The organism is Thermococcus sp. (genome assembly GCF_027063845.1).
In the GTDB taxonomy this organism is placed as follows: Archaea; Methanobacteriota_B; Thermococci; order Thermococcales; family Thermococcaceae; genus Thermococcus.
Genome location: NZ_JAMOQU010000127.1, coordinates 1 through 25,669, shown reverse-complemented (window position 1 = coordinate 25,669; position 25,669 = coordinate 1). Strand labels below are relative to the sequence as shown.

Sequence of the window (25,669 nt, the reverse complement as noted above, 5' to 3'; positions counted from 1 at the left end):
CCCCCTACCCCTCTGGAAAGAAAAGAATAAAAGACTCACGACGACCTGGCCTGGTACCAGGCTATCGCTATTATTATCCCCGCGCCGATTACCACTCCTATGACCAACCAGATTAGCTTAGTCTTGAGGGGGGTGTAGGGGACGCTTGAGGTGGTCGTTGAGGTTACCGTCTTCGTCTTTATCTCCGTCTGGGTCTTGGTAACCGTTATCGTGACGGTGGAGTTTATCCTCTCCGTAATCGTCTTCGTGGTCGTGAACGTCGTCGACGCCGTTTGGTTCTCCCCCTCAGTCCCGGCACCGAGGACGGTTATCGAGAGGCCGGTCTCGTTGACGACCCCTGGAACCGAAATCACCGCTATCTTGAAGGATTTCTCTCCGGGGGTGTATGGAATCAGAACGAAGCTAACGACGCTCTCGTTGCCGGGAGGTAAGTAGAGGGGAAGGACTATCCTGCTCCCGCTGGCGAAAACGTTACCAGATGACGCCATCGCAACACCGAGCGGAACGGTTAGGGTCAGGTTCGCGGGAAGCGTCTCGTCCCCGGTGTTCCTGACAACGACCGTCAGGTTAACGGGCCGGTAGAGGGAGGCGTTGGCAGGGGCCGAAACCTTAAGGGAGTACTCGACCCTGGTCGGCTTAACGTTCAGGGTAAGTTCGTTGGATGAGAACTTGAGGAGAGTGTATCCACCGCAGGCGAGCTCGTACGGGGCCATGGCGGTAACGGTGACCCTTCCAGCCGAGACGTTGCCCGACTTCATCGGCAGAACCGCGAGCTTAAACTCCTTCTTTTCTCCCGGCGCCAGGGACTTTAGGAAGAACTCCGTTTCGGAGAGCGCCTTGACGTCGCCCGGAACGAACTTGACTGTGAGGTTGGAAAGGGCAACGTTGCCCGTGTTTTCAACTTCAACCGTGAGGGTCGTTGGAAGGTACTGCCTGGCGTTTCCGTCACTGAGGGAAACGAGAACGTTGGCAACCTTGTCGGGGGAGGGAAGCTCGTTGGGGTTTATGAAGCTCGCGAACTGGGCAGTTCCGTTAGCGTCGATGGAGAGGGGGATAACTGTGAGACCCTTGTGATAAAGGAGCGTCGAGACGTTGGAAACTATGAGGGAAGTCGAGGCTAGAACGACCTGACATGGATTGAGGAGGGAAACCTTGAGCTTATTGCCGAGGTGGTAGTCGTAGCGGAACACGTAGGGGCCGAGGGTCTTGGTCTGGCCAGGGGCAAGGGAGAAGACCTCGTTTGGAACGATTGTGAGGTTCATCGAAACGCCGAGAAAGTGAACGTCAACCTTGGTGTAGTTGAGCCCTATGAGGTCATCCACCCTGACCAGAAACGGCCCGATGACGCTCTCGTTGCCAACGGGCAGGGCGTATGTCGTGTTGTCGTAGGAGAAGAACACCGTCTCGATGAACCCGCTCGTCGTGTTCTCAACCTTTGCCCCGGTGAAGGTTACGGTTTCACCTGCAAAGGAGAAGCTCTCGTTGAGCTTCAAATAGCCAGAGTAAACGGGAAGGAAGCCGGAAACGTTGGCAACGAGATTCTCGAACTTGAAGGAGGACTTAAAGGTCTTGCTCTCGTTTCCATAGGTGACCTTCAGCTCAACCCCATCCTTGCCAACGGAGAGCACCTCTATCGTGTAGGGCCCGAGGGTGACGTTCTGGCCGGGCAGGACGTAGGGGAACTGGGCAGAGAGAAAAACGAGCGACCTGGAGCCCAGGAATACCTTTTCGAACGTCAGGTTCAGTTCACCAAGGGAAAGCACGCTGCCGAGAGGAAGCTTTTTTATCCCGCTCCAGTTGGGGGTGGAAACGTCGAGGAGGAGCGAGCCGTCGTCCAGCGAGACGTCCTTAACCGTCACTGTGTAGTTGCCCACCCCGACGGTCGAAGACACCCCGATGTAACCGGTGAACGTTGAGGCCTCAACGAGCGGAAGGAGCAGGATAAACAGGAGAGCGACCAGCCTCTTCATGGAATCACCCCCAGGAGATAGGCCACAATCTCGGCGTTTCCAGCACCCATACTCATCATCTTCTCCATGAGGCTCTGGCCGAGGTACATTCCAACCGCGAATATCCAGGTGAGTATGACAAAATATTTCGCGGAGCCGAGGATGTGTCCGCCGTCGGCGAGCTTGATGACCATTGCCGAGAGGAGGGAGTGAAGAACCATCAGGGTTAGCATGATGTAGGTCAGGAACGCCATTCCGGAGGGAGGAATCACGTGGATAAGGTCCCCAATGTAGTTGTTGGCAAGGTTGAGGTTCATCTGGGAGAACATCTGGCTTATCGAGACCGCGACCTGGAACGACGCTGCGAGGGCAAATGCAAAGGCGCCGGTCAGACCGTAGATGATGCCTATGAAGCTCGCTATGCTCTGCTGTCTCTTCCTCCTGAGGCGGACAAGTCTCTCGAAGTTCCTGCTGATGATGAGACCAACGTAATCCGGTTCCGCACCCATCCTGAGGCTCTCGCGGAATATCTCGGAGAATATACCGATTAGCCAGCTCCCGGTTCCGGCAATGAAGAAGTCCCAGGCCCTGTCCCTGTCAACGCGGATGGCGAGCCTTCTGTACAGTGCCTTGATGTCGTCGGTGAGCGAACCGAAGTCGTGGGCGCTCAGGTACTTGAGAACGAGCACAAGTGAAGCACCGCTCGCGGCAAGGGACGAGCTCAGGCTCCTGATGAAGGCAGGAAAGTTCTCGTCCTTTCTGAATATGGACTTCTCCTCCTTGTCCACGACGCGCCCGAGGTAGTAGAACGGGGTCAGGATTAGCGCGAGGGTGAATGGCGTGGGGATTGCAAAGCGGGGCCTTATAATCAGCATGTAGACCAGCGCGGTTATAATCATGCCCATGACCGAGTAAATCGCGGCGCGTTTTATGCGCTCCCTGCGCGGGTCCCGTATTCCCTTGCTGTCCGCCCATATCGGGTCTTCCGGCATTCTGAACTTGACGACGAGAAGTATCCCAACCTCCGCCGCGAGGGTCATGGCAACGGCGTAGAGGCCCATCCTGCCGATGTCCATACCGGTAATTATGGGGCCGATGATAACGAACGAGGCTATGAAGACGACCGAGATTATGATTGACTCGTAAATCTCCTTGAAGATGTCGAGGTCATAGAGGGCGCCTTCATAGAAGGTCTGGTAGTCGTCCATGACGGTCTGCTGTTCCTGGAAGAGGTACTCCTTCAGGTCAACACCGCTGTCGAGGGAATAGGCAAGCCTGTCAAGGAAGTCCGCAAACATCTGACTGGGAGTCCTCCTCGCGAGGAAGCGGAAGGCTTCCGGCATCGAAAGATGAAGCTTGTTGACGATTGTGTGAACCTTCTTGAGCTCGCTCGCTATCGCGCCGAGCTTTGGGTCCTTGGCGAGGATTGCGATGAGGTCAGAACGGCTCATCTCACTTGTTGAGAGCACTGCGAAGTAAGTGATGAAGTAGGGCATCTTCGAGTTGATTGATATCTTCTTCGAGTCCGCCACGATGTAAGGGTAAACTGCAGCGTAGACGAGAAGGATAACTGGGATTAGGAACATCAGCACCCTTAAACCAGTGGGGATTGGAAAAAGCCTCGCCATCAGGCCGACGACTATAAAGAGAACCGCCGAGATTCCCATGTAGGGCAGCAGGACTTTCTTGAGGTAGGTTTCCAGGTTTAGGTCAGCCTTGGTGAAGATGCTGATTTTCTCGTCGGCCATTGGCATCACCTCAGACCCTGAAGCTTAAGCCTTCGAGACCCTTGAGGTAGAAGGCCTTGATTTCCTTGTAGACATCCCAGTAGTTGGTTATGCCGAGCTCGACCATCCTCTGGAGGATTCTCGCGCGCAGGAAGAGCTCGTTGTAGATGTCCTTGGGGTCTTCGTAACCCGCAATCTCGGCTATCTTCCTCTCAAGGATGTAGGAGTTGTTGAAACCACGGAATATGTGCTTGTCAGCGACGGCATCCCACTCGAAGACGTTCCTCGTCGCAACTCCTCCGAGCTCCTCGTAGTAACCCTCAATCTCGACGACGCTGACGGTTCTCCTCAGGAACTTGCCCTTTACATAAACTGCCTGCTGGAAGACGGCTATGTTGAGGTTGTCAATGAAGGTTATCGGAACGTTTATCGGATGGCCCGTGAAACGCTGTATCATCTTCTTGATGTCGCCCGCGTGGAAGGTCGCCATAACAGGGTGGCCGGTCTGCATTGCCTGGAACGCGATGGCACCCTCTGCACCACGAATCTCACCGACGATGATGTAGTTCGGCCTCGAACGCAAAGCTGCTTTGAGCAGGTCGAACAGGGTAACACGGCTCTCCTCGGGACCGCGCTCACGCGTGATGAGCCTCTGCCAGACTGGGTGGGGAACCTGAACCTCCGGCGTATCCTCAGCGGTGAATATCTTCGAACCGGGCTTGATGAAGGGGATGATTGAGTTGAGGAGGGTGGTCTTACCGGAAGCCGTCTCACCACAGACGAAGACACTCATACCGTACTCAAGGGCTATCCAGAGGTAGGCGGCGACCTCTGCACTGAGCGTTCCCCACGCTATGAGCTGGGTTATGCTTATCGGCGTCGCCGAGAACTTACGGATTGTCGCGCTCGGACCCTTGATGGAGATGTCCGGTGAATAAATGATGTTTATACGGGAGCCATCGGGCAGGGCACCGTCAACTATCGGATTCCTGTCGCTGACGGGCCTTCCAATGCGCTCGGCTATGTTCTTAAAGTAGTCGGCGAGCTTGACATCGTCACCAAAGGTTATGTTGGTCGGCATCATTTCGAATATCTTGTGGACAAGGGAGACATTGTTGGCACCGATGATGTGGATATCCTCGATGTACGGGTCTCTGGCAAGGGGCTCAAGGGGCCCTATTCCTATGATGTCCCTCTTGATGAGGTAGCGGAACTTCTCCATCTCGTCCTTGGTTATAACAAAGCGCTGGCCCTTACCGAAGGGGCTTCCCTTACCGGACTTAACGAGGCTCAAGACGGCCTCATCGAAGAGGGCATCGAGGAACCTCTCGAACTCCTCCTGCTCCTCCGGAATGTCCCTGGTCGGGGCTATCTCAAGGATTTTGTCGCGGATTTTGTTGTACTTCTCCTCCTCTTCCCTGCTCTCAATCCTTGGCTCAATGACGATGTAGCGCTTTTCGGCGGTTGCGGGGTCTGCAAAGATGTGGATAAAGATGGGGTCCCCAACGGGATATAGGATGTTGGGGTACATTATGTCCTTCATGTCCCTGCTGAGCTGGGCGTGGAACTCGGGCATCTTGCCGTACTTCTTCCTAAACTGGTCAATGTACTTGCGAAGATGGGGGTTCCTCGCCATTGCCTCCTCAAGGGTGTCGCTGACCACCTGCGCCATATCACACCACCGCCGCTATCTCTACTATCAGCCCCACCTTCGGCTCAACGCGGAAGGGTATAATCTTCTGGAAGACGCCCTTGGCGTTGTTGTACTTGACTATGGTCGCGGAGTTCTTCAGGTCACCACCGAAGACCTTCACGCTCAGCCTTACGAGCATCGTCGAGGCCTCTTCAAGGACGAAAAGCGAGTCGCGGTCAATTTCCTCGGTGTTTGCGGTGAGTATAATCACCTTGTCAAGGGAGGCCATCTTCTTCACGTAGAGGAGGAAGTCCCTAACGGCAGACGGGTCCTGCTCACGCGAGAGGAGGGATGAGAATGAATCGATTATCATGACGTCAGGCTCCCAGAGGCGGGGCTCACCAAAAAGCCTGCTCAGGAACTTCCTCTTCTCACTCACACCGCTCAGGAGGGGGTAGAGGGAGACGAATATGAGCTTCTTCCGGATTAGAAAGGGGATTATACCATAACCCAGGGACTCCATCTGCCTTATGTACTCAACGGTGGTGTACTGGCTTGAGATGTAGCTCGCGGTGTAGCCGTTCATGAGGAACCCGTAGAGGAGCCTCTGGACGAAGATGGACTTACCGCTACCCCTGTCACCCTCGACGAGCATTATAGTCCCGGCGGGGATTCCACCGCCGAGACGCCTGTGAAGCTCGTCGCCCTTCAGCTCTATCTTGAGCAGTTCCTCGACCAATGTGACCACCACCGTCTCGCTTTATTTTAGCCGGTCAGTGGCTCACGGAGCCGTGAACACAAGGCTCCTCTTGACCCCGTTCTCAAGGACAACCGTTATCGTGTAGGTGTGACCCGAAGTGAGGTCATACTGAACCTTAATCACGCCCACTTGATAGGGCTGAAGGGAGGTTATAGTGTTCCCGCCGGTGTCCTCGAAGGAGAGCTGGCTCGCCGGAACGAGGTTCCCGTCTATGAACACCTGAACGGCATCGCTTGTGAAGGGGATTATCTCCTTGCCCACGTTCTTGATGTAAAACGTGTAAGTTGGAGGACTGGTTCCAGTATCAACCGGAATGTGGTTTGGGTCGTTTATTATCGCGAAGTCCGTCCTCAGTCTGTCAGCCAGCATCGCGCCCCTATCGTTGATTCCATGGGCTATGTCGTTGGTAACGTAAGCTAAGGCGCCGGCAACGCTTCCGGCGACGAGTATTGCCACGATGAACATTATGAGCTCGCTCGCTGGCCCTCCTGCCGCCATTAGCTCACCTCCATTGGACAGCCTCTGGATGTGTTCACATACACCACCTTTTCAGTGGTGTTGTAGTACCAATTAATCAACAACCAGCACCCATTGTCAAAGGTTATCTTGATACTGTGTTCATTTTCGTTGAGTGGAATATATGTGACGTTCAGCTGAATGGAATTCCCTGGGAGGAGATAGCCGTAATCGGATAGGAAACCAACGTTATCGTCGTCAACGTTGTTGAGGGTGACCAGTTTTCCATCATACGTTCCACTCCAATGTGGCACATAGAGGGTGACTCCATTACTCTGTATTGCAAGTGTGAGGTTGTAGTACTGGTTCCCACCACTGTCAGTCCCCGTGCTTACGCTGCTGTTCTCAGCGTCAAGTGAAGAGAGTGTATTCAGTTGAGACAACCTCATCTCATACCAATACTCCTGGGCGGCCTGAACGTTGGCGTAAGCGTTGTCCCAGGCTGTGTATAGCGTCCCAGCCACCATTAAAAATGAAATGAAGATTATCGCTGCACTCGCTGAGACGCTGAATCCCATAGGCCGCCCCCCGAATTGCTCCTTTAGATACCGTAGAACTCATCGAGCGTCTTCTCCAGCATCTTGATTTCCCTTTCCAGCTTGTCAAGGACGTTCCTGTTAATCCTGAGCCCCCTAAGGCGCTCGATGAAGAGCAGGCTTATGAGGTGGTCCTGAACGGTGAGCTTCTCGGCTGGCTTCCACTCGGGGTCCCTGTGGTGCGGTCTGGTGCCCTTGGCGTAGCGGAGCAGCTGGTTGAGCACCTCTTCGCTTATCCAGCCGATTTCGTAGTAGAACTCAAGCACCCTTTCAAGGTTCTGTATGCCGACCCTGTCTATGAGGAACCCGAGCCACTTGAGCGCTATCATGGTGGAAACGATGTCCTCGGGTAGCTTTTCAAGCCTGGCCTTCCTTGGCTCCTCCTCGAAGAGAAGGCTCGCGATGTCCTCGGGAATCTGGAGCTTTTCAGCCATGCCAACACCACCTTCCTCCTTCTTTTCTTCAACAACTTCATGAGCGGGAACCTCTTCAATCGAAACTTCACCAACTTCCTCGGGAAGGGCTTCCGCGACTTCCTCAACCCCCTCCTCAGGGGCCTCAACTACCTCAACTCCCTCCGGGGCCTCGACCTCAATCTCCTCAACTTCTTCAGCCTCGGGAGCTTCTGGGGCCTCTTCAACGACTTCGAGCTCTTCGCTCGGCGTCTCGACTTCCTCAACGGCCTCTGGAACCTCCTCAACCTTGAGCTCCTCAACTTCCTCGGCCTTGGGAACTTCGGTTACTTCCTCAACCTCGGGAACTTCCTCGATTTCCGTGACTTCCTCGGCCTCTTCGGCCTTCTCCTCGGCCTGGGCGAGCTCGGCCTGGGCCTCGGCGACGGCCTGCTCCGCCGCGGCAAGCTCCTCTTCGCTGACCTCTTCGCCGGCCTCAATCTTGGCCTGGAGCTCTTCAAGCCTCTCCTGCGCCTCCTCAAGCTTCTCGGCGGCGGTCTTCTCCTCAACCTTCTCCGCGAGCTCCTCAACTTTCTTGTGGAGCTCATCAAGCTTCTCAGCAAGCTCGGACGGAGCCTCCTCTTTCTCCTCCTCTTCAAGGAGCTCCTCAAGCTTGCCAATCTTCTCGTGGACTTCCTCAACCTTCTTCGAGACGGTCTCGGCCTTCTTCTCGTGCACTTCAAACTTGGCCGTTTCAAGGGTCTCAACGAGCCTGCTCAGCTGCATGCTGAGGTCTGTAAGTCTCTTGCCCAGCTCGTCAACGCGCTTGCTGAGCTGTTCGTACTTGGTAACCTGGTTGCCGTAGGTTTCGAGGACCTTCTGGATTATCTTCTCGAGCTGTTCGTAGGTGAGGTTCTCCTTTCTCGCTATCAGCTTCTCCCTGAGGTCGTTGATGATGACGCTGGGAACCTTGCCCTTAAGCTCCGCGAGCTTTGCGTTGATGTCTGCCTCGGTGACGAGCCTTGCCATCTCCATGCGTCACACCTCCGCGAGCACCTCATAGATTATCGAATCGAGGTCAACGCCGTAGCCGGCGAGCACCTTTATGTCATTCTTTATCTGGGCAATTTCAAGCTTTAAGTCTTCCAGTTCCTTCCTGAGCTCCTGTATCTCACTGGTGAGCGGGTTCTCCTGTCCCATCTGCTCCTTGAAGGGGTTTATCTCCTGGCTGATGACCTCGTAGAGCATCATGACGTCCTTGATGGTCTTGTCGAGCCTGTCTATGTCGTCGCGGAGCTCCTGTATCTGCTTCTTGAGGGTGTCAATGCTTATCTTTATCCTCGGGATGTCGTTCTCAATCTCGTTTATGCGCTCAAGTATCTGGTTTATCTGCTCGTCCTCCCGCCTGCTCTCAACTTCCTCTTCGAGCTCCTCAACTTCCATCGGCTCCGGTGCGGGGGTGGGCTCTTCCTCCTTGGACTTGGGCTTCTTCTTGAATAAAGATGAAAGGAAGTCAAGGGCCATTTTCCCACCCCCTCACTGGAGCTCCATCAGGTTGTCGGTGTAGGTGCTCGGGGTGGTGAAATCTATGACGCCACCGGCTCCGGTCTCGGGTATTACCTTACCGGTAACCTTGGTTCCGGGACCGATACCGTAGCCGTCGGTGTGGTCGCTGTTGTCGTCAAAGGGTATCGTCCAGAGGGCTATTCCCGCGATGTCGCCCCAGCTCAGGGTCGGGTGCTGCCAGCTTCCGCTGAGGCTCTCGTCGTTGTCCGAGACGACTACAATTCCAAAGAGCATCTTGTTGTTGGTCATGGCATGGTAGAGGTTCTTCCAGAGGTTCTCGACGGTGTTGTCTGTACCCGTGAGTTCTGTGTAGTCAGTTGGGGCAGAGGTAAGGACACCATTGTTGTTTTCCCCAACGTCAGGGAACACGTTGCTGACGTCTCCACTGTAGAGGAAGTAGTTCTTATCGACACTATCTTCCTGAGCGTCAACGTACCTGTAAACCGCCATCACCTTGCCGTCACTGAGGACGACCTTGACGTGGGCGAGGTCAATGCCACCGCTTCCCGCGTTGGGACTGACGTAGATGACCATCCTGGTTATCTTACCGCTCCCGGGCGGGTCGGCGGGGGTGTAGCCGTAGATGTTGAGCACCTTTATACCGCTGGCCACCTCCTGGGTGGTCTCCCTGCCGGTGGCCATAGCTTTCTGCTGGAGGTAGCCGCTGGTGCTTATGAGCACCCCAGCGGCAACTGCCGCCACTAGTACCATCGCGATGAAGACGATGAGCGTGCCGATACCTATCGCACCTCTCCTCATGGTCACCACCTCACTGCAGCACCATCACGTTGTAGTTGAACGTCGCCGGGGTGGTGAAGTCTATAACACCGGCCGCCCCGACCTCGGGAATGACCTTACCGACTATCTTGGTCGCTGGACCAATGCCCTCCTTGCCGTCCTCGGTCTTGAAGACGACCGTCTTTATGAGCAGTGCAACCATGTCACCCCACTCAAGGTTCGGGTGCCTTGTGTCCATCTCGCTCCCGCCGTCGTGGATTACAGCGATGGCGAAGTTCGTGTCGGTGAGGCTGTTGTTCTTCCATATCTTGGTCGTTATCTCGGTGCTGTTGAAGAGGTCGTCTATGACGCCCCTGTAGAGGATTCCGCTGTAGTTGTAGACGACGAGCTTGAGGCCGTCGCTGAGGACAATCTTAACGTTGCTCAGGTCGATGCCCTCGCTTCCCGAGTTGGGGGCTATGAAGATAGCCATCTTGGTTATGGTGCCCTTGCTCGGGGGGGTCGTGTTGACGTAGCCATAGATGTTGATTACCTTGAGACCGCTCGCGACTTCCTGGGTGGTCTGCCTTCCCGCTGCTTGGGCTTTCTGCTCAAGGTAGCCCGCTGTACCGATGATGACACCCGCTGCCACCGCTGCCACGAGGACCATTGCGATGAAGACTATCAGCGTGCCGATGCCTATTGCTCCCCTACGCATAGCATCACCTCCGAAAAATCTTCAAAGAACGAAAGGGAAAGGGGGCAGAATCATTGGAGCTCCATGACGCTCTGGGTGTAGGTGCTGGGGGTGGTGAACTCGATGACTCCTGGGGCACCGAACTCGGGGACGACCTCACCGGTTATCTTGGTGTTGGGGGCTATTCCGTCAACGTTCTGCTCATCGTAGTTAGTGTCACCATCACCAAAGACTGCTCCAGCCCTGACGGCAAGGACGACGAGATCGCCCTTGCTGAGGGTTGGGTAATTCATTTGGACACTACCATCCTCATCTTGGAGGACTATGATGCCGAAGGTAGTCGGGGTCAGGACGCTCCAGTTAAAGGTGTAGGTGGTTCCAAAGGAGTCCTCGAATATGTTGCTAACCGGGTCGTTGGTGTAAGTGTCAACATCCTGAGCACCGTCATCGTTAGTGTCTGGATCAGCCCACTCGAGGGTGGCCTCCTTGCCACCGTCACTGAGGACTATCTTAACCTTCCTGAGGTCAATGCCGTCACTTCCTGCGTTCGGGGAAACATAGATAGCAAGCCTCATTATGTTGTCGTAGACTCCATCGGATATTTTTGGAGCGTATCCAACAACGCTGGTGACCTTGATGCCACTGGCAACTTCCTGGGTGGTCTGCCTGCCGGTGGCCTGGCTCTTCTGCTGGAGGTAGCCTGAAGTGTTGATGAGCACCGCGGCGGCAACCGCGGCAACGAGCACCATGGCAATGAACACTATCAGGGTGCCAATACCAACGGCACCTTTCCTCTTCCTGCCAAACATCTCACCTCACCTCCATAAAATTTGGAAAGGAAATCACTGGAGCTCGATAATCTCGGCGGTGTAGCTGGTCGGGGTGGTGAACTCGATGACGCCCGGAGCACCGAACTCAGGAACGACCTTACCGGTAATCTTGGTCCTCGGCTCGATACCGTAGCCGAAGATGGCACTGCCACCGCTGTTTCCAACGTTGAAGGTCAGGGCAACGAGGTCACCCTTGTTGAGGGTCGGGTAGAGAGCCTGGACGCTGTTGTCGGCATCCTGGATGACGATGATACCGTAGTCGGTCGGGCTAACAAGGAGGGACCATGCAAACTTTTCACTGGCGAAAATGCCACCCGCAAGTTCATCCTTGGCAGTGTAGGCGGAGTCAAGGACTTCAATAGTGATTGAAGAGCCGTCAGTGACTGTCATGCTGGTAGAGCCAACTGTTATGGTTATAGTTCCATCTCCATTGTCAGTAACTGAAACAGTGTTAGCACCCTCGTTGAGGATTATGTACTCACCATCTGACGTGTCAATGAACGCAAACTTCTCGCTGGCGTAGAGGCTCTCTGAACTAAGGGTAATCACAGTGTCTCCAATGGTAAGTGTTCCGGCAGTTCCATTGTAGTCAATGAGAACGCTGTCACCAGTCTTAAGGACAGTCTGCGGGTCATTTGTCTCAGAGGTCTCATCAAATGTTCCATCATCATCAATCTTGGCAACTCCATCTCCAACCTTGTAGTTCAGCACGGCCTGCTTCTCACCGTTGCTAATGATTATCTTGGCCTTCCTGAGGTCAATGCCAGCGCTGCCAGCGTTCGGGCTGATGTAGACGGCGAGCTGCTGGATGTACTCCTTGTTGGCGTCGGTCTTACCGACTATCCTCTCGACCTGAAGTCCGCTGGCAACCTCCTGGGTGGTCTCCCTTCCAGTGCTGGAAGCCTTCTGCTGGAGGAAGCCTGAAGTGTTGATGAGCACTGCCGCCGCTACGGCCGCGACGAGCACCATGGCAATGAATACTATCAGGGTACCGATACCGACGGCACCCCTCCTTCCCTTCCTCATCCTCTCACCTCCTTAACAAATTTGGAAAGGAAACGAAATCACTGGAGCTCCATAACGGCGTCGGTGTAGGTGCTCGGAGTGGTGAACTCGATGACGCCCGGAGCACCGAACTCTGGGACAATCTCGCCGGTAATCTTCTTGCCCGGAGCGATGCCGTCGCCGAAGACACCAGCCTCGTTAGTACCATCTCCGTTAACGTCATAGGTTCCAACGAGAACGGTGAGGATGACAAGGTCACCCTTGTTGAGCGTCGGGTGGTCCGCACTGAGGCTGTCGTCGGCGTCCTGGAGAACTATGATACCGAACTCGCTGGTGGACTGGTCGAGGTACTTCCAAGCCTCAAGTCCAGAACTTCCAGCGCTGAAGATGTCGTTAACAACACCATCAGTGAAAGCCTTGTCTGTGGCATCAACATCGTACTTCAGGACAGCCTCGGTGTTCTCGCTCCTGAGGATTATCTTGGTGTTGCTGAGGTCAATGCCGGAGCTTCCGGCGTTCGGGCTGACGTAGATGGCCAACTGCTGGATGTACTGGCTGCTCGGGAGGTTGTTGGCCTTACCGACGACCCTCTCGACCTGAAGTCCGCTGGCAACCTCCTGGGTGGTCTCCCTTCCAGTGCTGGAAGCCTTCTGCTGGAGGAAGCCACTCGTGTTAATCAGCACTGCCGCAGCAACTGCCGCCACTAAAACCATGGCTATGAACACAATCAGGGTACCGATACCGACGGCACCTCTTCTGGTCCTGGCCTTCATTCACCACGCACCCCCGTAGGGTTTTCTGCGTTAGTGGTTACGCCCGAAAAATATAAAGCCCTTTTTTGTTGTTGGTAGTGTAGGTGGTTATGTAGGTGCATATGTAGGTACTAACCACGATGGCCTCGGCGAAACTACCGCTAAGGTATATAAAGGGGACAAGAGCATAAAGTTACGGTGATTCCCATGGTAAGAAGGCAGGGAACAATAGTGGTGGCATTAATACTGTTGCTCCTCGGCAGTGGTGTGCCCGCTGTCATGGGAGTGAGTTACACCTACAGCAGAACTGAGAACGTCCAGCTCTTCATCTGGCCGTCGAGCAGGCTCGTTGAGCCGAAAAAGACCGTGACGATTGCGGTCGTGCTCTGGAAGCCTGGCGAGGGTGGAATAGCGAACGCGACGGTAACTATCATAACCGAGGGCGGGCTCTACAACGTCACCACCAATGAGGACGGCTTTGCGAGCCTGAACCTAACCTTCGCGGAGGAAGGTGGCTACTGGGTAAGGGCCACGTACGGAAACCTCTCAACGGGCACCTGGATTGACGTCGAGAAAGTTCCGCCGTACCTCTTCATCGAGAAAGACCTGGAGCTCCAGGTCAACAGGAGCTACAGCATCGAGTGGACGCTCGTCACGCCCTACGTCCTCACGCCCTACAGCGGAGCCGTCAACGTGACGGTGCTCTTCAACGGTAGGGAAGTCAGGAGCGAAGTCGTGAACGTCACCGACGGAAAGCTAAAGCTCACCCTCAGGTTCAACGAGACCGGAGCCGGTGAGGTTCTCTTCGACGGCAGAACGGCGTCCCGCTTCGAGGTTCGTGAGAAAATAATCCTCACCAAGCTCATAGGCCCAGATAAAGCATACGTCGGCCAGAACGTGACGGTTCATCTTCTCGCCTGGGACGCCGGGGCAAACGCGCCTTACAGCGGAAACCTCACCGTCAAGCTGGAGAAGTGGTACTACAGCAACTGGACAACCCTCACCGACAACATGACGGTTGGCGTGAGGGACGGCTACGCCAACTTCACCCTGACCGTTCCGGACTGCGACAGGATTGAAATCCTCACGGAGGTCGGCTCCCACAACATAAGAATTGAAAAGTCCACCCCAGTTCCCCAGCCGCCAACTAACGAAACCTCCAACGAGACGCCCCTAATCTTCACGATAACGCCAGACAAGGTTCTGGCGGAGCCGGGCCAGAGCATTTCCCTCGTCGTCAACACTACCAAGGAAGGCACCTACAACATGACCGTCACCTGGTACCGCTGGGAATTCCACTCCTGGATATGGGACTGGAACGGGGAAACCAACACCACCCTCGTGACCTTCAACGGCACCAAGAGCGTCATCAAGAGAATAACCGTCCCGGAGTGGGCATACTACGGCGAGGTCAGGATAGGAAACGCAATGGCAAGGATTTACACCCTGAGGCCGAACCTATGGGGTAGCGCCTGGGTCAACCTGACGTACAGCCCCGAGAGGGGACTTAAGACCGGAGACACCCTCATGATTAGCGGCGACCTCAAGAACAAGACCAGGGACTGGTTCTACGACTGGGAGAGGTTCTACAGGGGACTCGCCAACGAGACCGTGTACATCTTCACCCCCTGGGGCGTTAAAACTGTGAAGACAGACGAAGACGGCAGGTTCAGCGCCAACGTTTCAGTTCCTTCGGAGAGACTGGCCGACATGGTCTGGGACAGGCACCCGGAGGTTCTCTTCATCCACAGGTCGGGAGCGTACGAGGGCACGACCGTTGACACGCCGAGGGCGAGGGTCTTCGTCAACATAACCTCCGACGGGGTCAGGATAAACATCGAGCCGGCAGACGACAGGGGAATTGACTGGGGCCTCAAGACCCCAACCGTTGTTGAGTTCGGCCAGGCCTTTGACTGGAACTACATCGGAAACGTGAGTTCCCTCTACGTCACCTCAAACGCGACCGTTCCGGGGAACGTAAGCCCGGGGGTTTACCTGTTCAAGATTCTCCCCAACAACTGGCTCTGCCACAGGGACCCGGACGGCGGTTTTGGTTGCGGTGCGGGAAGCCACAGCACTGAGAGGGTTTACTACGTAGTCAGCGGGCTTGAGCTTCCGAAGGATGTCAAATACACCGGAGGGGAGCTGGAGGTTCCGATTAAGCTCCCGGGAAAGGGCGTCTTCTACTACTCCTACTACTCCAACGGTCAGGAGCACAATGAAATCGGCTTCACCGACGAAAACGGAAACGGTGTGGCAAGGATAAACATGGAGAACATCCCCATAGGAGGATGGGAATGGCTCCACATACGCTTTGGATTCGTGAGCGATGAGGGAGCACTCTTTGACATAGACTGGGGCCTGTGGGTGCACAACACGGTTGACACCCTCCCACCGGCGGTAACCGCAACGGTGACGCCCAAGGTTCAGGAGGTCGGAAAGAACGTAACGATTAACATAAGCGTCTGGGATGAGGGGGGAATCAAGCAGGTGAACTATACAATTACGAACGTAACGGACGTCATAGAGCGGAACAGTCTGAATTTCACTTATGCAATAAACGGCTATTCAGTCAAGTTCAACTTCACCATCAGGGGCCTCGAAGACTACATCCTGAACGTTACCGCCGTTGACAAGGCCGGCCACGTCACAACTAAGCTCGTCAACTTCTTCGGAAAATCTGTCGAGACGAGGGATCTCAACCTCACGGCCAACGAGACCCACGAGGTCAACGTCGAGAACCAGACCCAGATAGTCATTGCCCCTGCCCAGAACGAGAGCGTCACCATGAACGTCACCGTCGCCTCTGGAGTTGAAAACGAAGACGCGAGGGTGAAGATGACTGCCAAGGGCTACGAAGACCTCAAGTACGTCAAGGTCGAGACCAACGAGACGGTAAAGTACTCGTGGGTAATCCTCAACCTGACCTACAGCGACGAGATGCTCAAGAGGCTCGGCATAAGCGAGAACGCGGTGACGCTCCTCTACTGGAACGGAACCGAGTGGATTGACCTCAGCAAGCACGTCGGGGAGACTCTCCCGGACAACTCCCCGTACGGCAACATAACCGTCTTCGGCTTCGGAAGGGACCCGGTGCACAACTACGTCTGGGCCAACGTCAGCCACCTGAGCGAGTACGCCCTCGGTGTGAAGTTACCCGACCTCAAGGTCGAGGCCATCGGTCCAACTAAGTTCTACGTCGGCGTCCCGCAGACGATAAACGTCACGATAAAGAACCTCGGCGGACCGGTTGACAGACCCTTCGACGTCGTTCTCTACGTCAACGGAACCGAAGTCGGAAGGGTTACCGTCAGCGAGGTTTCGGAGGGGGCGGAGTTCTCGCTGCCCTTCAAGTGGACGCCCGAGGAGGAGGGCAACTACACCATAAAGGCCGTCGTTGACCCCGACAACAGGATTCAGGAGAGCAACGAGAGCAACAACGAGCTCATCGTCCTGGCGGAGGTAACCCGGGGAGCGTCACTCAGCGCGAGCGGGCTCGTTCTGACGCTGATGAGGGTCAACTACCTCTACTACCTCTACTACACCAGAAACATCGAAACCTTCGAGAAGCTCTACCAGGAGGCTGTAAATGCCAACGTCTCAAACGCAACGCTCCAAGAGGCCCTCAAGCACAAGGAGCTGGCCGAGGGTTACTACAAGGAGGCCGCCAAGTACGGCCCGGTTCTCAGCAACATCGGCAACATAAGACTCTTCCCGTACCTGCGCAAGGCCTACGTCGAGCTCAAGAAGGCAATAGAAATCCTGGAAAAGGCCCTTAAGGCCTGAACTTTCCCTTCTTTAAACTTTTTCCACGACGAGAATGCTTCTTCCAGGGCGCTCGGTTTTGAAGTTGAAGCCCATCTTATCCAGGGCCCTCGTCACTTCCCTCACCGTCGGGAAGCCCGTGAAGTCCCTGTTGAGGGCCTCGAAGAACTCAAGGGCCGAGACGTTCTCAAAGGCGTCCCTGAAGGGCTCGACTATCACCATCTTGCCCCCGCTCTTCAGCGTCTCGAAGGCGTTCTTGAGAACCTTCGCCCTGTCCGGGATGTACTCAAGGACGAAGCTCATCAGAACGGCATCGTACTCGTTGACGGGCCGTATTAGCCTGGCGTCGAGCTCTTTAAGGGAAACGGGGAGGTTCTTTTCCTCAGCCCGGGAGCGGGCTATCTCAAGGAGCGCCGGAGAGTAGTCGAGGCCGAGGTAGAGGCCATCGTAGCCCACAATCCTGCCAAAGAACTCCGGCGAGACGGAACCGCATCCTATGTCGAGAACCGCCGAACCCGGCCCCAGGTTGGCGACGTCGGCCATAACCTCACGGTAGGCCCTCGCAAAGGAGGTGCTCATTCTCATGTCCCAGAAGTCGGCGTCCTTGTCAAAGTCCATGAGGATGTGCGGATGGGTGGGCGTTATGAAGGCGTAGTCCACCATCCGATAAATCTCCTCGTGGATTGACACCCAGTCCGGGAGAAGGAGGTCGTACTTATCCGGAGGAATCTCAAGGGTATATGAAAAACCGTTGAGGTGAAGCCTCCCGGCGCGAACCTCGACGATTCGGAGGTCCTGCAGGGTTGAGACGAACTTAACCAGGAGAGCCCTGTTTGGGAGGCCAACCCTGTCAAGTAGCTCCTGGAGGGTGGGTTCTTTCGCAAGGAGGGAAAATATACCATGCTTCGTGCCGAGGGAAACAATCTGGAGTATGGCAATCCTAACCATGTGGTCTATGTTGGTGTCCACGACCCTCGGGGAGGACATCTCCCCACCTCACAGGAACCGCCTGTAGTAGCGGTAGTATTCCTTCAGGTAGTCCACGACCTTCTTGCCGTATTCCGTGAGGCGGTAGTACTTGAAGCCGTTGCTCGCTATCTCCTCAACGAGGCCGAGATAGACAAGGGAGCTCTCACCGTTGTAGCGGTTACCAAGACCAACGAGAGCGCCCCTAACGTTGGACGGGTCAGAACCGACGACCCTCGCAATCTCGGACAGGTACGTCGCGGACGGGTATATCTCGTTCAGGTACATCAATATCTTCTTCCTGAGCTCACTGCGGTGCAACGACCTGAGCACCTGCGGGTCTATCACCACCGAGTTCATACTTCCACCACCCCGGGCTTTTTCTGAGCTGATTGTACCCCTCTGAACTTTATGTAGCTGGCCATGCAGGTGCATCGTGTTAGTACTAACGATTGGAAGATATATAACGTTTTCGCATGGATAATGTCCCTAATACAACGAAAATCTCATCGAATTGGGGAATCATCACAACATTTCGATACTCGTGGAAGGTTGGTACATCCCTCTATGATTTTGGATAAAATCCAAAGCAGTTTCACAAAACATTTAAAGCATTGGTGCGCATATTAGTTCCACGGGCTCCGGGTGGTAATCATGTGGGAAGCGATTGCAGTAACGGCAGCGGTCGCAGTGGCGCTCGTTCTCTACGTTAGGGACGTCACGAACAAGGTTCTCGCGAGGTACTTCGAACTCAAGGACAACCTCATGGAGCTCGAAGAGAACTTCACCGGCTTCCGTTCTGCCATTGAAAAGAGGATTTCAGAACTGAGAAGCTCCGAGAGGAGTTCAGCTCAAATCCCGGAGCTGAAGGAGATAAGGGAGAAGCTGGCTTCACTTGAAAAGTCCCTGAAGGAGTTCAAGAAGTTCGAGACGAAGTTCGACTTCGAGATTGGGAGCGTTAAGAACGGCCTTGAGAGGCTCGAAGGCAGGGTCGAAAAGCTGGAAAGGGAAGTCGAGGAAAGCAGGGAGCTTATAAAGGAGGAGCTCAAGGAGGAAATCATCAGGGAGCTTGAGGAGGAGATAGAGCACCTCGAAGAGGTCATCGAGAGGCGGAAGAACGAGGAAGTGGAGGAGTTCCTTGAGGTCATCAAGGCCGCGATAACACTGCAGCCGGAGAAGCTCCGCGAGGGCCTTCTTGAAGCCAAGCGCGCGCTCCTTTCGCTCAGGGACATAGCGAAGGTTTACGTCCTGACAGGAAAGGGGCAGAAGGAGTTCCAGGAGCTCAAAGAGAACCTCGTAGAACTCCTCAAGAACCTGAGGAAGCTGGCCATCGTTTCAGTTCCAGACGAGAACGTTTACTCCAAGTTCAACGAGGTCATAGTCAAGACCAAGAGGCTCGAACTCCCGATGAAGCGCGGGGATAAAGAACTCTCGCCCGAGAAGAGCTTCATCGAGATACACAGGATAACCTACGAGCTGGCCGGTGAGATTGACAGGATTGCCGAGATGCTCGGAGAGCCCGTCCCCGTGACGCCGGTAGAGAAGGAGTTCTACGAGAAGCTGCGCTACCAGTTCGAGGAGCTGAGGAGGCTGGAGGAGCAGGTGCAAAAGTTAATGCTCAAGCTCGGTGCCGTTGAGAAGGAGCCCGAAGAGAAGAAAGACGACATAGAGGAAATTCTAAAGGACCTCAACCTCCTCTAGAACTCGTCGCCGAGGAGCTTGTCGAGGTCAATCATTATGAGAAGCCTTTCACCGTCGTTTATCTTAGCGATGCCCTTTATGTAGCGTATGTCAACCCTGCTGGCGAGGGTCTTTGGAGGCTGCTCTATCTGCTCGTCAGTGAGGGTGATGACGTCCGAGACGGCGTCAACGATTATGCCGACGACCTCGTCCTTGACCTCGGCGATGATAATCTTCTTCTTGGAGAGATCCTCATCCATGTCGTAGTAGCCGAGGAGCTTTTTGAGGTTGACGACGGTGGTAATCTGACCGCGCAGGTTTATGACGCCTTCAACGAAGTCCGGCGCGTTGGGAACGCGGGTTATGGGCATCATCTCCTTGATTTCCCTGACCTTAGAGATGTCAAGGCAGAACTCCTCGTTGCCGACCATGAAAGCTACAACCTGAATCTCCCCCAAGGTATCACCCCCCAACCCTTTCAAGGAGTTCACGTGAACGCGAAACCGATTCGGCAAGCTCCTTAAGACCCTTTCTAATCTCCTCTAGCCTCGTCTGGACGTCCGCGACGAAGGTGGTGAAGCCGTCAATCTCAGTCGAGAGGTCTTCCTGAACCTTGTAAACGCTGTCCAGGGTGTCCATCAGCATCTGAACCGACTGGGCCTGGCCCTCTATGCTGTCGGAGAGCTCCTTTATCATGTTGGCCGTCTCGTTGGCGCGTCTCGCTATATCGTCGAAGGCCGCGATGAGCTCTTGAACGGCGTCCTTTATCTCCTCTGTGACCGTGAACTCCTTCTTTATTGAGCCGACGACCTTGTCAATGCTCTCCTGCATGTTCCTAATCAGCTCCGCAATCTGGTCGGTTGACTTCTTGGACTGGTCGGCCAGCTCGCGGATGTTCTCAGCGACCACAGCGAAGCCCCTTCCGTGCTCTCCGCTCCTCGCGGCCTCTATTGCGGCGTTGAGGGCCAAGAGGTTCGTCTGCTCCGCGATGTTGCCGATGACTTCGACGATTTCTCCAACCCTCTTGGAGTGCTCGACGAGGAGCGAGAGGGCCTTCTCCATATCCTGGTTGACCTCGTTGATGCTCGCGACGTTCAAAGCCACGTTATCAGAAATCTGCTTGCCCTTCTCGGCCATGTTAGCCGTTTCGAGGGCGTAATCGGTCAGCGCCTGGGCCTGGGTGTTCATTTCCTCTATGCCGGCGGTGAGGGTCTGGATGTAGTCTCCTAGCTCCGCCACGCGGGAGCGCTCGTCCTGAATGAGGGTGAGCAGTCCATTGGAGTCGAGGGAAACCTCAAAGTCGGTGCTCTCAAGAAGCGATGTGGCTTTTTTGTCGGCGTTCCTGAGCTCCTCAAGGGCCTCGCGAACCTCCTCCGGAACGCCGACCCTTTCAATCTTAACCTCTCTCTTTGATTTTGCCTTTTCGGCTATGTGGAGAAGACGGGAGGCCGTCTCCTGGTCAAAGCCCTCAAGGGGAACGTGCTCCCCCTCGATTAGCTTCTCAAGAACGTCGAGGATGTCTTCCCTCCGGGAGCCGGAGGAGAGGTAGAGCCCAACGACCAGAGCGGTGCCGATGCCAGCTATTGCACCCACAGCTAGAGAAACCGCAGAACCCGCGAGCGTGACCACTGGAACCGATAGCACCGAGGCGAGAGTTACTGACCTGCCCATGGGCGCACCCCCTGACTGGTACTTATTGTCACTTCGGGGATAAAAGACTTTCGTATGTATGTAATAACCAATGCTACGAGTCACTATAATAACCCTTCGATTCGTAACGACCTGCGTATGCACCTACACAACCATCTACACTAAAGGCTTTTTATGAGAAAAGGCCCATAAACTTGTAGGGAATTTCGTTGAGCCCCCAACGGGCTCGCCTTCATCCCGGACATTCACCAAGGTGAGTGGGCCGTATGATGGACTACAGGGACCCCGGCTATCTGAAGATTAAGGAGGAGCTCTTTCGGCACCTCAAGGTTAGCAGTGACGCCTACAAGGATTCCTACCTTATGAGGAGAATCCGCGCGAGGATGAGAAAGCTGGGGATTACGAACTTCATGGAGTATTACCGCCTGATAAAGACAAACAAGAAGGAGCTCGACGAACTGCTCTTAACGGTCGCTATAAACGTCACCGAGTTTTTCCGCGACCCAATCGTCTGGAAGACCTTTGAGAAGAAAGTCATCCCCGAGCTCGTGAAGATAAAGAAGGAACAGCACAGCTCCTCGCTTAAGATATGGAGCGCGGCCTGCTCCACGGGACAGGAGCCTTACTCAATAGCGATGACTCTCTACGAGGCCCTTGGAGAGAACCTCGGCGGTTTCAGGGTGCAGATACTCGCGACGGACATAGACAGGGAAGCGTTGGCCGTGGCCATGCGCGGCGAATACCCAGTTGACGTCGTCGAGAAGCAGGTTCCGAGGCACATGATACCGAAGTACTTCACGAGGGTAAGCGATGAACGCTACCGCGTCTCACCGAAGGTGAAGAGGCTCGTTAAGTTCCAGCAATTCAACCTATTCAGCCCGAGGTACCCAACGGGTTTCGACGTCATATTCATCCGCAACGTGCTGATTTACATCAAGAGGGAGGCGCAGGAGGAGATATTTGCCAAGCTGTATAATTCGCTCGAAGACCACGGTTTCCTGATTCTGGGTAAAACCGAGACGATACTCGGAAACGCGGCAAAGCTGTTCAAATTGTACGACCTCGTCGCGAGGATTTATCGCAAGAACCTGGAGGTGAAGAAGCATGGCTCGGGTTTTGGTCGTAGATGACGCCGCCTTTATGCGCATGCTCCTGAAGAAGATACTGACCCAGGGCGGCCACCAGGTGGTTGGCGAGGCCAGCAACGGAAAGGAAGCAGTGGAGAAATACAAGGAGCTCAAGCCCGATATTGTAACGATGGACATAGTTATGCCAGAGATGGACGGAATAACGGCCGTCAGGGAGATTAAAAAAATCGACCCCAACGCCAAGATAATCATGATTACCGCCGTCGGACAGGAGAGCAAGGTCATGGAAGCCCTCAAGGCCGGTGCCTCTGGATACATCGTCAAGCCCTTCCAGGCCCCGAAGGTGCTTGAAGAAATCAACCGCGTACTGTCGAGTTAGGGTGAGTGATGATGCCCCTGAGCTCACCCAAGAAAAAGATTAGGGTACTCGTCGTTGATGACTCGGCATTCATGCGCAAGATACTCAGGGATATAATCAACTCCGACCCCGAGCTTGAAGTTTGCTGCGAGGCGCGGGATGGAATCGAGGCCATAAACATGGTCAAGCTCCACAAGCCGGACGTAATAACGCTCGACATTGAGATGCCCCGAATGAACGGCCTCGACGCCCTCAGGGTGATAATGAAACAAAACCCAACGCCGGTAATCATGGTGAGCGCACTCACGCAGGAGGGAGCCGAGGCAACGATAAAGGCCCTCGAGTACGGTGCCATTGACTTCATTCCCAAGCCCAGCTCCTCAATATCGCTCAGCATGAAAGAAATGAAGGACGAGATAATCGCGAAAATCAAGGAGGCGGCGAAGGTCCCGAGAAGGTTCCTTGAGCTCAAGAGGACGAGACTGCTGAGGGCCCAGAAGAGCAAGGTCAAGAGGAAAGGTGTTCCCGCGAGGATTGCGGTTGCAATGGCGGCCTCCACAGGTGGACCCCAGTCCCTCCTCAAGGTTTTCCCCAAGTTCCCAGAGCACCTCGGCGCGGCAATCCTGCTCGTCCAGCACATGCCCCCCGGCTTCACGAAGTCCTTCGCCAAGAGGCTTGACAGCGTCAGCAAGCTCAACGTGAAGGAAGCCGAGGACGGCGAGCCCATCGAGGAGGACTGGGGCTATGTAGCGCCCGGTGACTACCACATGGAGGTCGAGCTGAGGCGCGGAAAGCCCGTGATAACCCTCAACAAGAAGCCGAAGATACACGGCGTAAGGCCCGCGGCCGACCCGATGATGATTACCGCCGCAGAGGTCTTTGGTCGGAGAACCGTCGGCGTCGTCATGACGGGAATGGGACGCGATGGGGCCCAGGGAATAGTCGCCATCAAGAAGAAGGGCGGAATCACCATCGCGCAGGACAAGGAGACCTCGATAATCTACGGAATGCCAAAGGCAGCCGCCGAGACAGGCATGGTTGACTACATCGTGCCACTCGATAAAATCGCCGACACCGTTGTGATGGCAGTGAACAAGATAAAGCGGGGTGGTGGCGGTGGAAGACCTTTCACAGTACCTTGATGAGTTCCTCGCAGACGCGAGGGATAGGATAGACAGCCTCAGCAACGCCATACTCACGCTGGAGAAGATAGTCAAGGAAGGCGGCAGTGAGGAAGAGAAGAAGGCGATGATAGACCAGATTTTCCGCGACGCTCATACTCTCAAGGGTACGGCCGCGACTATGGGCTTCATGAAGCTCAGCGAAGTTGCCCACAAGATGGAAAACCTCTTCGACCTCGTCAGGAGCGGTAAGATTGAGCCAACTCCCGAACTTATAGACGTCCTCCTCGAATTCCTCGACATCATCGAGGCCATGGTTGACAACATCGAGGAGACCGGGGAGGAGGGAGACTTTGACGTTGATTCGCTCTTCGAAAAGGCCCAGAAGTTCTTCGACCAGGCAGGGGCAGGCGGCGGAAAGAAGGAAGAGGAAAAGGCAGAGAAAGAGGAGAAAACCCCCGAAGAGGGAGAAGGGGAGGAAGCCGAGGCGCCAGAAGCTCCTCCCGCCGGCAACCGCTACCTCGTGAAGGTCTACTTCCAGAAGGACGCCCCCTTGAGGGGGGTCAGAGCTTTTCTCATTCTCTCCGACCTGGAGGAGCTGGGGATTGTCCTTGAAACTAACCCGGAGAGAAAAATAATTGAGGACGGAAAGGCTGACGTTGATGTGCTCGAGTTCGTCATAGAGACCGAAGAGGACCCGGAGAAGATTAAAACAGTCGTTTCTCGGCATCCCGAGGTCGAGAAGGTCGAGGTTCAGACGCTTGGCGGCGAGACCGTTGCGAGTGGAGAGGGGGCGCAGGGAGAAGGAGGAGAAAGGAAGTACGAGGTCACGGTTTACCTCCAGAAAGACGCACCGCTCAAGGGAGTTCGCTCTTATCTCGTTCTCCAGGACCTTCAGAAGGTTGGAGTCGTTGAGAAGACCGAGCCCAACGCGATTGACATCCAGAACGGCGAGCTGATTGACGGCTACTACTTCAGGGTCATTCTGAGGACGAACCTCAAGAAGGAGGACATAGTTAAGATAATCACCAAGCACCCGGACGTTGAAAACGCCGACGTTAGGGAGATTGGGGAAGAAGCCCCGACCCAGTCCCAGCCCAAGTCCGAAAAGAAGGAGGAAAAGAAAGCGGAGAAAGCGGAAAAGAAGGAGAAGAAGGCCGCAAAGGGTCCGATAAAGACTCCGAAGGTCAAGATTTCCAAAATAATCAAGGTTGACGTCAGCCACCTCGACAGGTTAATGAACCTTGTCGGTGAGCTCGTCATCACCAAGGGAAGGCTTGAGCAGATAGCCGAGAGACTCGGCGACAGGGAGCTTTTGGAGACCCTCTCAACGCTCTCAAGGCTTCTCACAGAGTTGCAGGACGAGATAATGGAGATGCGTCTCACACCGGTCGCAGAGGTCTTCAACAAGTTCCCGAGGATGGTCCGCGAGCTCGCGAGGAAGATGGGCAAGGAAGTCGAGTTCATCATCGAGGGAGCTGACATCGAGGTTGACAGGACGATACTCGACAAGCTCGGCGACGTCCTCGTCCACCTCCTCAGGAACGCCATAGACCACGGTATTGAGCCACCTGAGGAGCGTGAGAAGCTCGGCAAGCCGAGGACGGGAAGGCTTGAGCTCATAGCAAGGCGTGAGAGGAGTCACGTCGAGATAATCGTCAGGGACGACGGAAGGGGCATAGACCCGGAGAAGATTAAGAGGAAGGCGATAGAGAAGGGCCTCATCACGCCGGAGCAGGCGGCTGAGATGAGCGACGAGGAGGCTATAAACCTAATCTTCCTGCCTGGCTTCAGCACCAAGGACCAGGTCACGGACGTTTCAGGAAGAGGAGTCGGTATGGACGTGGTCAAGGAGGTCGTCAAGAGCCTCAACGGAAGCATAGCCGTTTACAGCGAGGTCGGAAAGGGAACGACCTTCGTGCTCAAGTTGCCAGTGAGCATGGCCATCATCCAGGCGCTCC

The 25,669-nt window shown here is 55.0% G+C and carries 23 protein-coding genes and 1 pseudogene; 6 read left to right on the top strand and 18 right to left on the bottom strand.

The annotated features are described in order from the left end of the window. Positions 1–35 precede the first annotated feature (35 nt). The 14 genes and pseudogenes from MVO87_RS10460 to MVO87_RS10395 form a co-directional block, all read right to left on the bottom strand. The gene (locus MVO87_RS10460; RefSeq protein WP_297516592.1) at positions 36–1,970 is read right to left on the bottom strand and encodes a COG1361 family protein; all 1,935 of its coding nucleotides are present in this window, start codon (positions 1,968–1,970) and stop codon (positions 36–38) included. Then, complete coding sequence (gene arlJ / locus MVO87_RS10455; RefSeq protein WP_297516604.1) at positions 1,967–3,697, bottom strand: archaellar assembly protein ArlJ/FlaJ; 1,731 nt, start codon at positions 3,695–3,697, stop codon at positions 1,967–1,969. Before arlJ ends, MVO87_RS10460 begins: the two co-directional genes overlap by 4 nt. Positions 3,698–3,707: 10 nt before the next feature. Next, positions 3,708–5,348, bottom strand: coding sequence for an archaellum flagellar ATPase motor FlaI (gene flaI / locus MVO87_RS10450; RefSeq protein ID WP_297516594.1), 1,641 nt, complete (start codon positions 5,346–5,348; stop codon positions 3,708–3,710). Between the two features lies 1 nt (position 5,349). Further along, positions 5,350–6,048, bottom strand: a complete 699-nt coding sequence (gene arlH, locus MVO87_RS10445) for an archaellum protein ArlH (RefSeq protein ID WP_297553118.1) — start codon at positions 6,046–6,048, stop codon at positions 5,350–5,352. A 42-nt stretch (positions 6,049–6,090) separates the two neighbouring features. Further along, entirely contained in the window at positions 6,091–6,567 is a 477-nt protein-coding gene (arlG, locus tag MVO87_RS10440; RefSeq protein WP_297553099.1) for an archaellum stator protein ArlG, read from the bottom strand. Then, the gene (locus MVO87_RS10435; RefSeq protein ID WP_297553097.1) at positions 6,567–7,103 is read right to left on the bottom strand and encodes an archaellin family protein; all 537 of its coding nucleotides are present in this window, start codon (positions 7,101–7,103) and stop codon (positions 6,567–6,569) included. The genes arlG and MVO87_RS10435 overlap by 1 nt, the downstream gene beginning before the upstream one ends. Positions 7,104–7,126: 23 nt before the next feature. Then, entirely contained in the window at positions 7,127–8,548 is a 1,422-nt protein-coding gene (locus MVO87_RS10430) for a FlaD/FlaE family flagellar protein (protein ID WP_297553095.1), read from the bottom strand. Between the two features lie 3 nt (positions 8,549–8,551). Beyond that, positions 8,552–9,037: a flagella accessory protein C gene (locus MVO87_RS10425; RefSeq protein ID WP_297553093.1), complete on the bottom strand. Its 486-nt coding sequence runs from the start codon at positions 9,035–9,037 to the stop codon at positions 8,552–8,554. A gap of 12 nt (positions 9,038–9,049) precedes the next feature. Continuing rightward, complete coding sequence (locus MVO87_RS10420) at positions 9,050–9,838, bottom strand: flagellin (RefSeq protein ID WP_297553116.1); 789 nt, start codon at positions 9,836–9,838, stop codon at positions 9,050–9,052. A gap of 10 nt (positions 9,839–9,848) precedes the next feature. After that, positions 9,849–10,514 (bottom strand): flagellin, encoded by a 666-nt coding sequence (locus tag MVO87_RS10415; RefSeq protein ID WP_297553091.1) that lies wholly within the window; start codon positions 10,512–10,514, stop codon positions 9,849–9,851. Positions 10,515–10,564: 50 nt separating this feature from the next. Further along, entirely contained in the window at positions 10,565–11,302 is a 738-nt protein-coding gene (locus tag MVO87_RS10410; RefSeq protein ID WP_297553089.1) for a flagellin, read from the bottom strand. A gap of 33 nt (positions 11,303–11,335) precedes the next feature. After that, positions 11,336–12,034: an archaellin family protein gene (locus MVO87_RS11285; RefSeq protein ID WP_342765123.1), complete on the bottom strand. Its 699-nt coding sequence runs from the start codon at positions 12,032–12,034 to the stop codon at positions 11,336–11,338. Continuing rightward, positions 12,023–12,349, bottom strand: a pseudogene (locus MVO87_RS10400) (archaellin family protein); the annotation flags it as partial. The pseudogene MVO87_RS10400 and the gene MVO87_RS11285, both read right to left, overlap by 12 nt. Before the next feature lie 38 nt (positions 12,350–12,387). Then, complete coding sequence (locus MVO87_RS10395) at positions 12,388–13,101, bottom strand: flagellin (RefSeq protein WP_297553087.1); 714 nt, start codon at positions 13,099–13,101, stop codon at positions 12,388–12,390. 186 nt (positions 13,102–13,287) lie between these two features. Here MVO87_RS10395 and MVO87_RS10390 point away from each other — a divergent pair, with 186 nt between their 5' ends. Beyond that, positions 13,288–16,866: a CARDB domain-containing protein gene (locus MVO87_RS10390; protein WP_297553114.1), complete on the top strand. Its 3,579-nt coding sequence runs from the start codon at positions 13,288–13,290 to the stop codon at positions 16,864–16,866. Positions 16,867–16,878: 12 nt separating this feature from the next. Here MVO87_RS10390 and MVO87_RS10385 read toward each other — a convergent pair whose 3' ends face one another. Both MVO87_RS10385 and MVO87_RS10380 read right to left on the bottom strand, forming a co-directional pair. Beyond that, a complete protein-coding gene (locus tag MVO87_RS10385) occupies positions 16,879–17,832 on the bottom strand; it encodes a class I SAM-dependent methyltransferase (RefSeq protein ID WP_297512649.1) in 954 nt (317 codons plus the stop codon). Between the two features lie 9 nt (positions 17,833–17,841). Then, positions 17,842–18,171: a helix-turn-helix domain-containing protein gene (locus MVO87_RS10380; protein ID WP_042690868.1), complete on the bottom strand. Its 330-nt coding sequence runs from the start codon at positions 18,169–18,171 to the stop codon at positions 17,842–17,844. 294 nt (positions 18,172–18,465) lie between these two features. On the opposite strand from MVO87_RS10380, the gene MVO87_RS10375 reads away from it, so the two are divergent. Next, positions 18,466–19,512 (top strand): hypothetical protein, encoded by a 1,047-nt coding sequence (locus MVO87_RS10375; RefSeq protein WP_297512469.1) that lies wholly within the window; start codon positions 18,466–18,468, stop codon positions 19,510–19,512. Here MVO87_RS10375 and MVO87_RS10370 read toward each other — a convergent pair. Both MVO87_RS10370 and MVO87_RS10365 read right to left on the bottom strand, forming a co-directional pair. Then, positions 19,509–19,949: a chemotaxis protein CheW gene (locus MVO87_RS10370; protein WP_297512466.1), complete on the bottom strand. Its 441-nt coding sequence runs from the start codon at positions 19,947–19,949 to the stop codon at positions 19,509–19,511. The genes MVO87_RS10375 and MVO87_RS10370 overlap by 4 nt on opposite strands. A 4-nt stretch (positions 19,950–19,953) precedes the next feature. After that, on the bottom strand, positions 19,954–21,162 hold the full coding sequence (locus MVO87_RS10365) for a methyl-accepting chemotaxis protein (RefSeq protein ID WP_297553085.1): 1,209 nt from the start codon (positions 21,160–21,162) through the stop codon (positions 19,954–19,956). Between the two features lie 245 nt (positions 21,163–21,407). Between MVO87_RS10365 and MVO87_RS10360 the strand changes: the two genes are divergently transcribed. The 4 genes from MVO87_RS10360 to MVO87_RS10345 all read left to right on the top strand — a co-directional run. Then, the gene (locus MVO87_RS10360; RefSeq protein ID WP_297515529.1) at positions 21,408–22,271 is read left to right on the top strand and encodes a CheR family methyltransferase; all 864 of its coding nucleotides are present in this window, start codon (positions 21,408–21,410) and stop codon (positions 22,269–22,271) included. Continuing rightward, positions 22,246–22,608 (top strand): response regulator, encoded by a 363-nt coding sequence (locus MVO87_RS10355; RefSeq protein WP_297515525.1) that lies wholly within the window; start codon positions 22,246–22,248, stop codon positions 22,606–22,608. The genes MVO87_RS10360 and MVO87_RS10355 overlap by 26 nt, the downstream gene beginning before the upstream one ends. 11 nt (positions 22,609–22,619) lie before the next feature. Then, the gene (gene cheB, locus MVO87_RS10350) at positions 22,620–23,729 is read left to right on the top strand and encodes a protein-glutamate methylesterase/protein-glutamine glutaminase (protein WP_297515522.1); all 1,110 of its coding nucleotides are present in this window, start codon (positions 22,620–22,622) and stop codon (positions 23,727–23,729) included. Further along, the coding region (locus MVO87_RS10345; protein ID WP_297553083.1) for a chemotaxis protein CheA at positions 23,704–25,669 on the top strand (1,966 nt) is incomplete at its 3' end. The genes cheB and MVO87_RS10345, both read left to right, overlap by 26 nt.

Bases quoted from the DNA above. Each gene is read 5' to 3' on its own strand.
- MVO87_RS10375 (WP_297512469.1), top strand. From the start codon at position 18,466: ATGTGGGAAGCGATTGCAGTAACGGCAGCGGTCGCAGTGGCGCTCGTT.
- cheB (WP_297515522.1), top strand. From the start codon at position 22,620: ATGCCCCTGAGCTCACCCAAGAAAAAGATTAGGGTACTCGTCGTTGAT.
- MVO87_RS10420 (WP_297553116.1), bottom strand. From the start codon at position 9,838: ATGAGGAGAGGTGCGATAGGTATCGGCACGCTCATCGTCTTCATCGCG.
- MVO87_RS10430 (WP_297553095.1), bottom strand. From the start codon at position 8,548: ATGGAGATGGCAAGGCTCGTCACCGAGGCAGACATCAACGCAAAGCTC.
- MVO87_RS10360 (WP_297515529.1), top strand. From the start codon at position 21,408: ATGATGGACTACAGGGACCCCGGCTATCTGAAGATTAAGGAGGAGCTC.
- arlJ (WP_297516604.1), bottom strand. From the start codon at position 3,697: ATGGCCGACGAGAAAATCAGCATCTTCACCAAGGCTGACCTAAACCTG.
- MVO87_RS10385 (WP_297512649.1), bottom strand. From the start codon at position 17,832: ATGTCCTCCCCGAGGGTCGTGGACACCAACATAGACCACATGGTTAGG.
- MVO87_RS10395 (WP_297553087.1), bottom strand. From the start codon at position 13,101: ATGAAGGCCAGGACCAGAAGAGGTGCCGTCGGTATCGGTACCCTGATT.
- MVO87_RS10355 (WP_297515525.1), top strand. From the start codon at position 22,246: ATGGCTCGGGTTTTGGTCGTAGATGACGCCGCCTTTATGCGCATGCTC.
- MVO87_RS10410 (WP_297553089.1), bottom strand. From the start codon at position 11,302: ATGTTTGGCAGGAAGAGGAAAGGTGCCGTTGGTATTGGCACCCTGATA.
- flaI (WP_297516594.1), bottom strand. From the start codon at position 5,348: ATGGCGCAGGTGGTCAGCGACACCCTTGAGGAGGCAATGGCGAGGAAC.
- MVO87_RS10425 (WP_297553093.1), bottom strand. From the start codon at position 9,037: ATGGCCCTTGACTTCCTTTCATCTTTATTCAAGAAGAAGCCCAAGTCC.
- MVO87_RS10390 (WP_297553114.1), top strand. From the start codon at position 13,288: ATGGTAAGAAGGCAGGGAACAATAGTGGTGGCATTAATACTGTTGCTC.
- MVO87_RS10460 (WP_297516592.1), bottom strand. From the start codon at position 1,970: ATGAAGAGGCTGGTCGCTCTCCTGTTTATCCTGCTCCTTCCGCTCGTT.
- MVO87_RS10435 (WP_297553097.1), bottom strand. From the start codon at position 7,103: ATGGGATTCAGCGTCTCAGCGAGTGCAGCGATAATCTTCATTTCATTT.
- MVO87_RS10365 (WP_297553085.1), bottom strand. From the start codon at position 21,162: ATGGGCAGGTCAGTAACTCTCGCCTCGGTGCTATCGGTTCCAGTGGTC.
- MVO87_RS10380 (WP_042690868.1), bottom strand. From the start codon at position 18,171: ATGAACTCGGTGGTGATAGACCCGCAGGTGCTCAGGTCGTTGCACCGC.
- MVO87_RS10415 (WP_297553091.1), bottom strand. From the start codon at position 10,514: ATGCGTAGGGGAGCAATAGGCATCGGCACGCTGATAGTCTTCATCGCA.
- arlG (WP_297553099.1), bottom strand. From the start codon at position 6,567: ATGGCGGCAGGAGGGCCAGCGAGCGAGCTCATAATGTTCATCGTGGCA.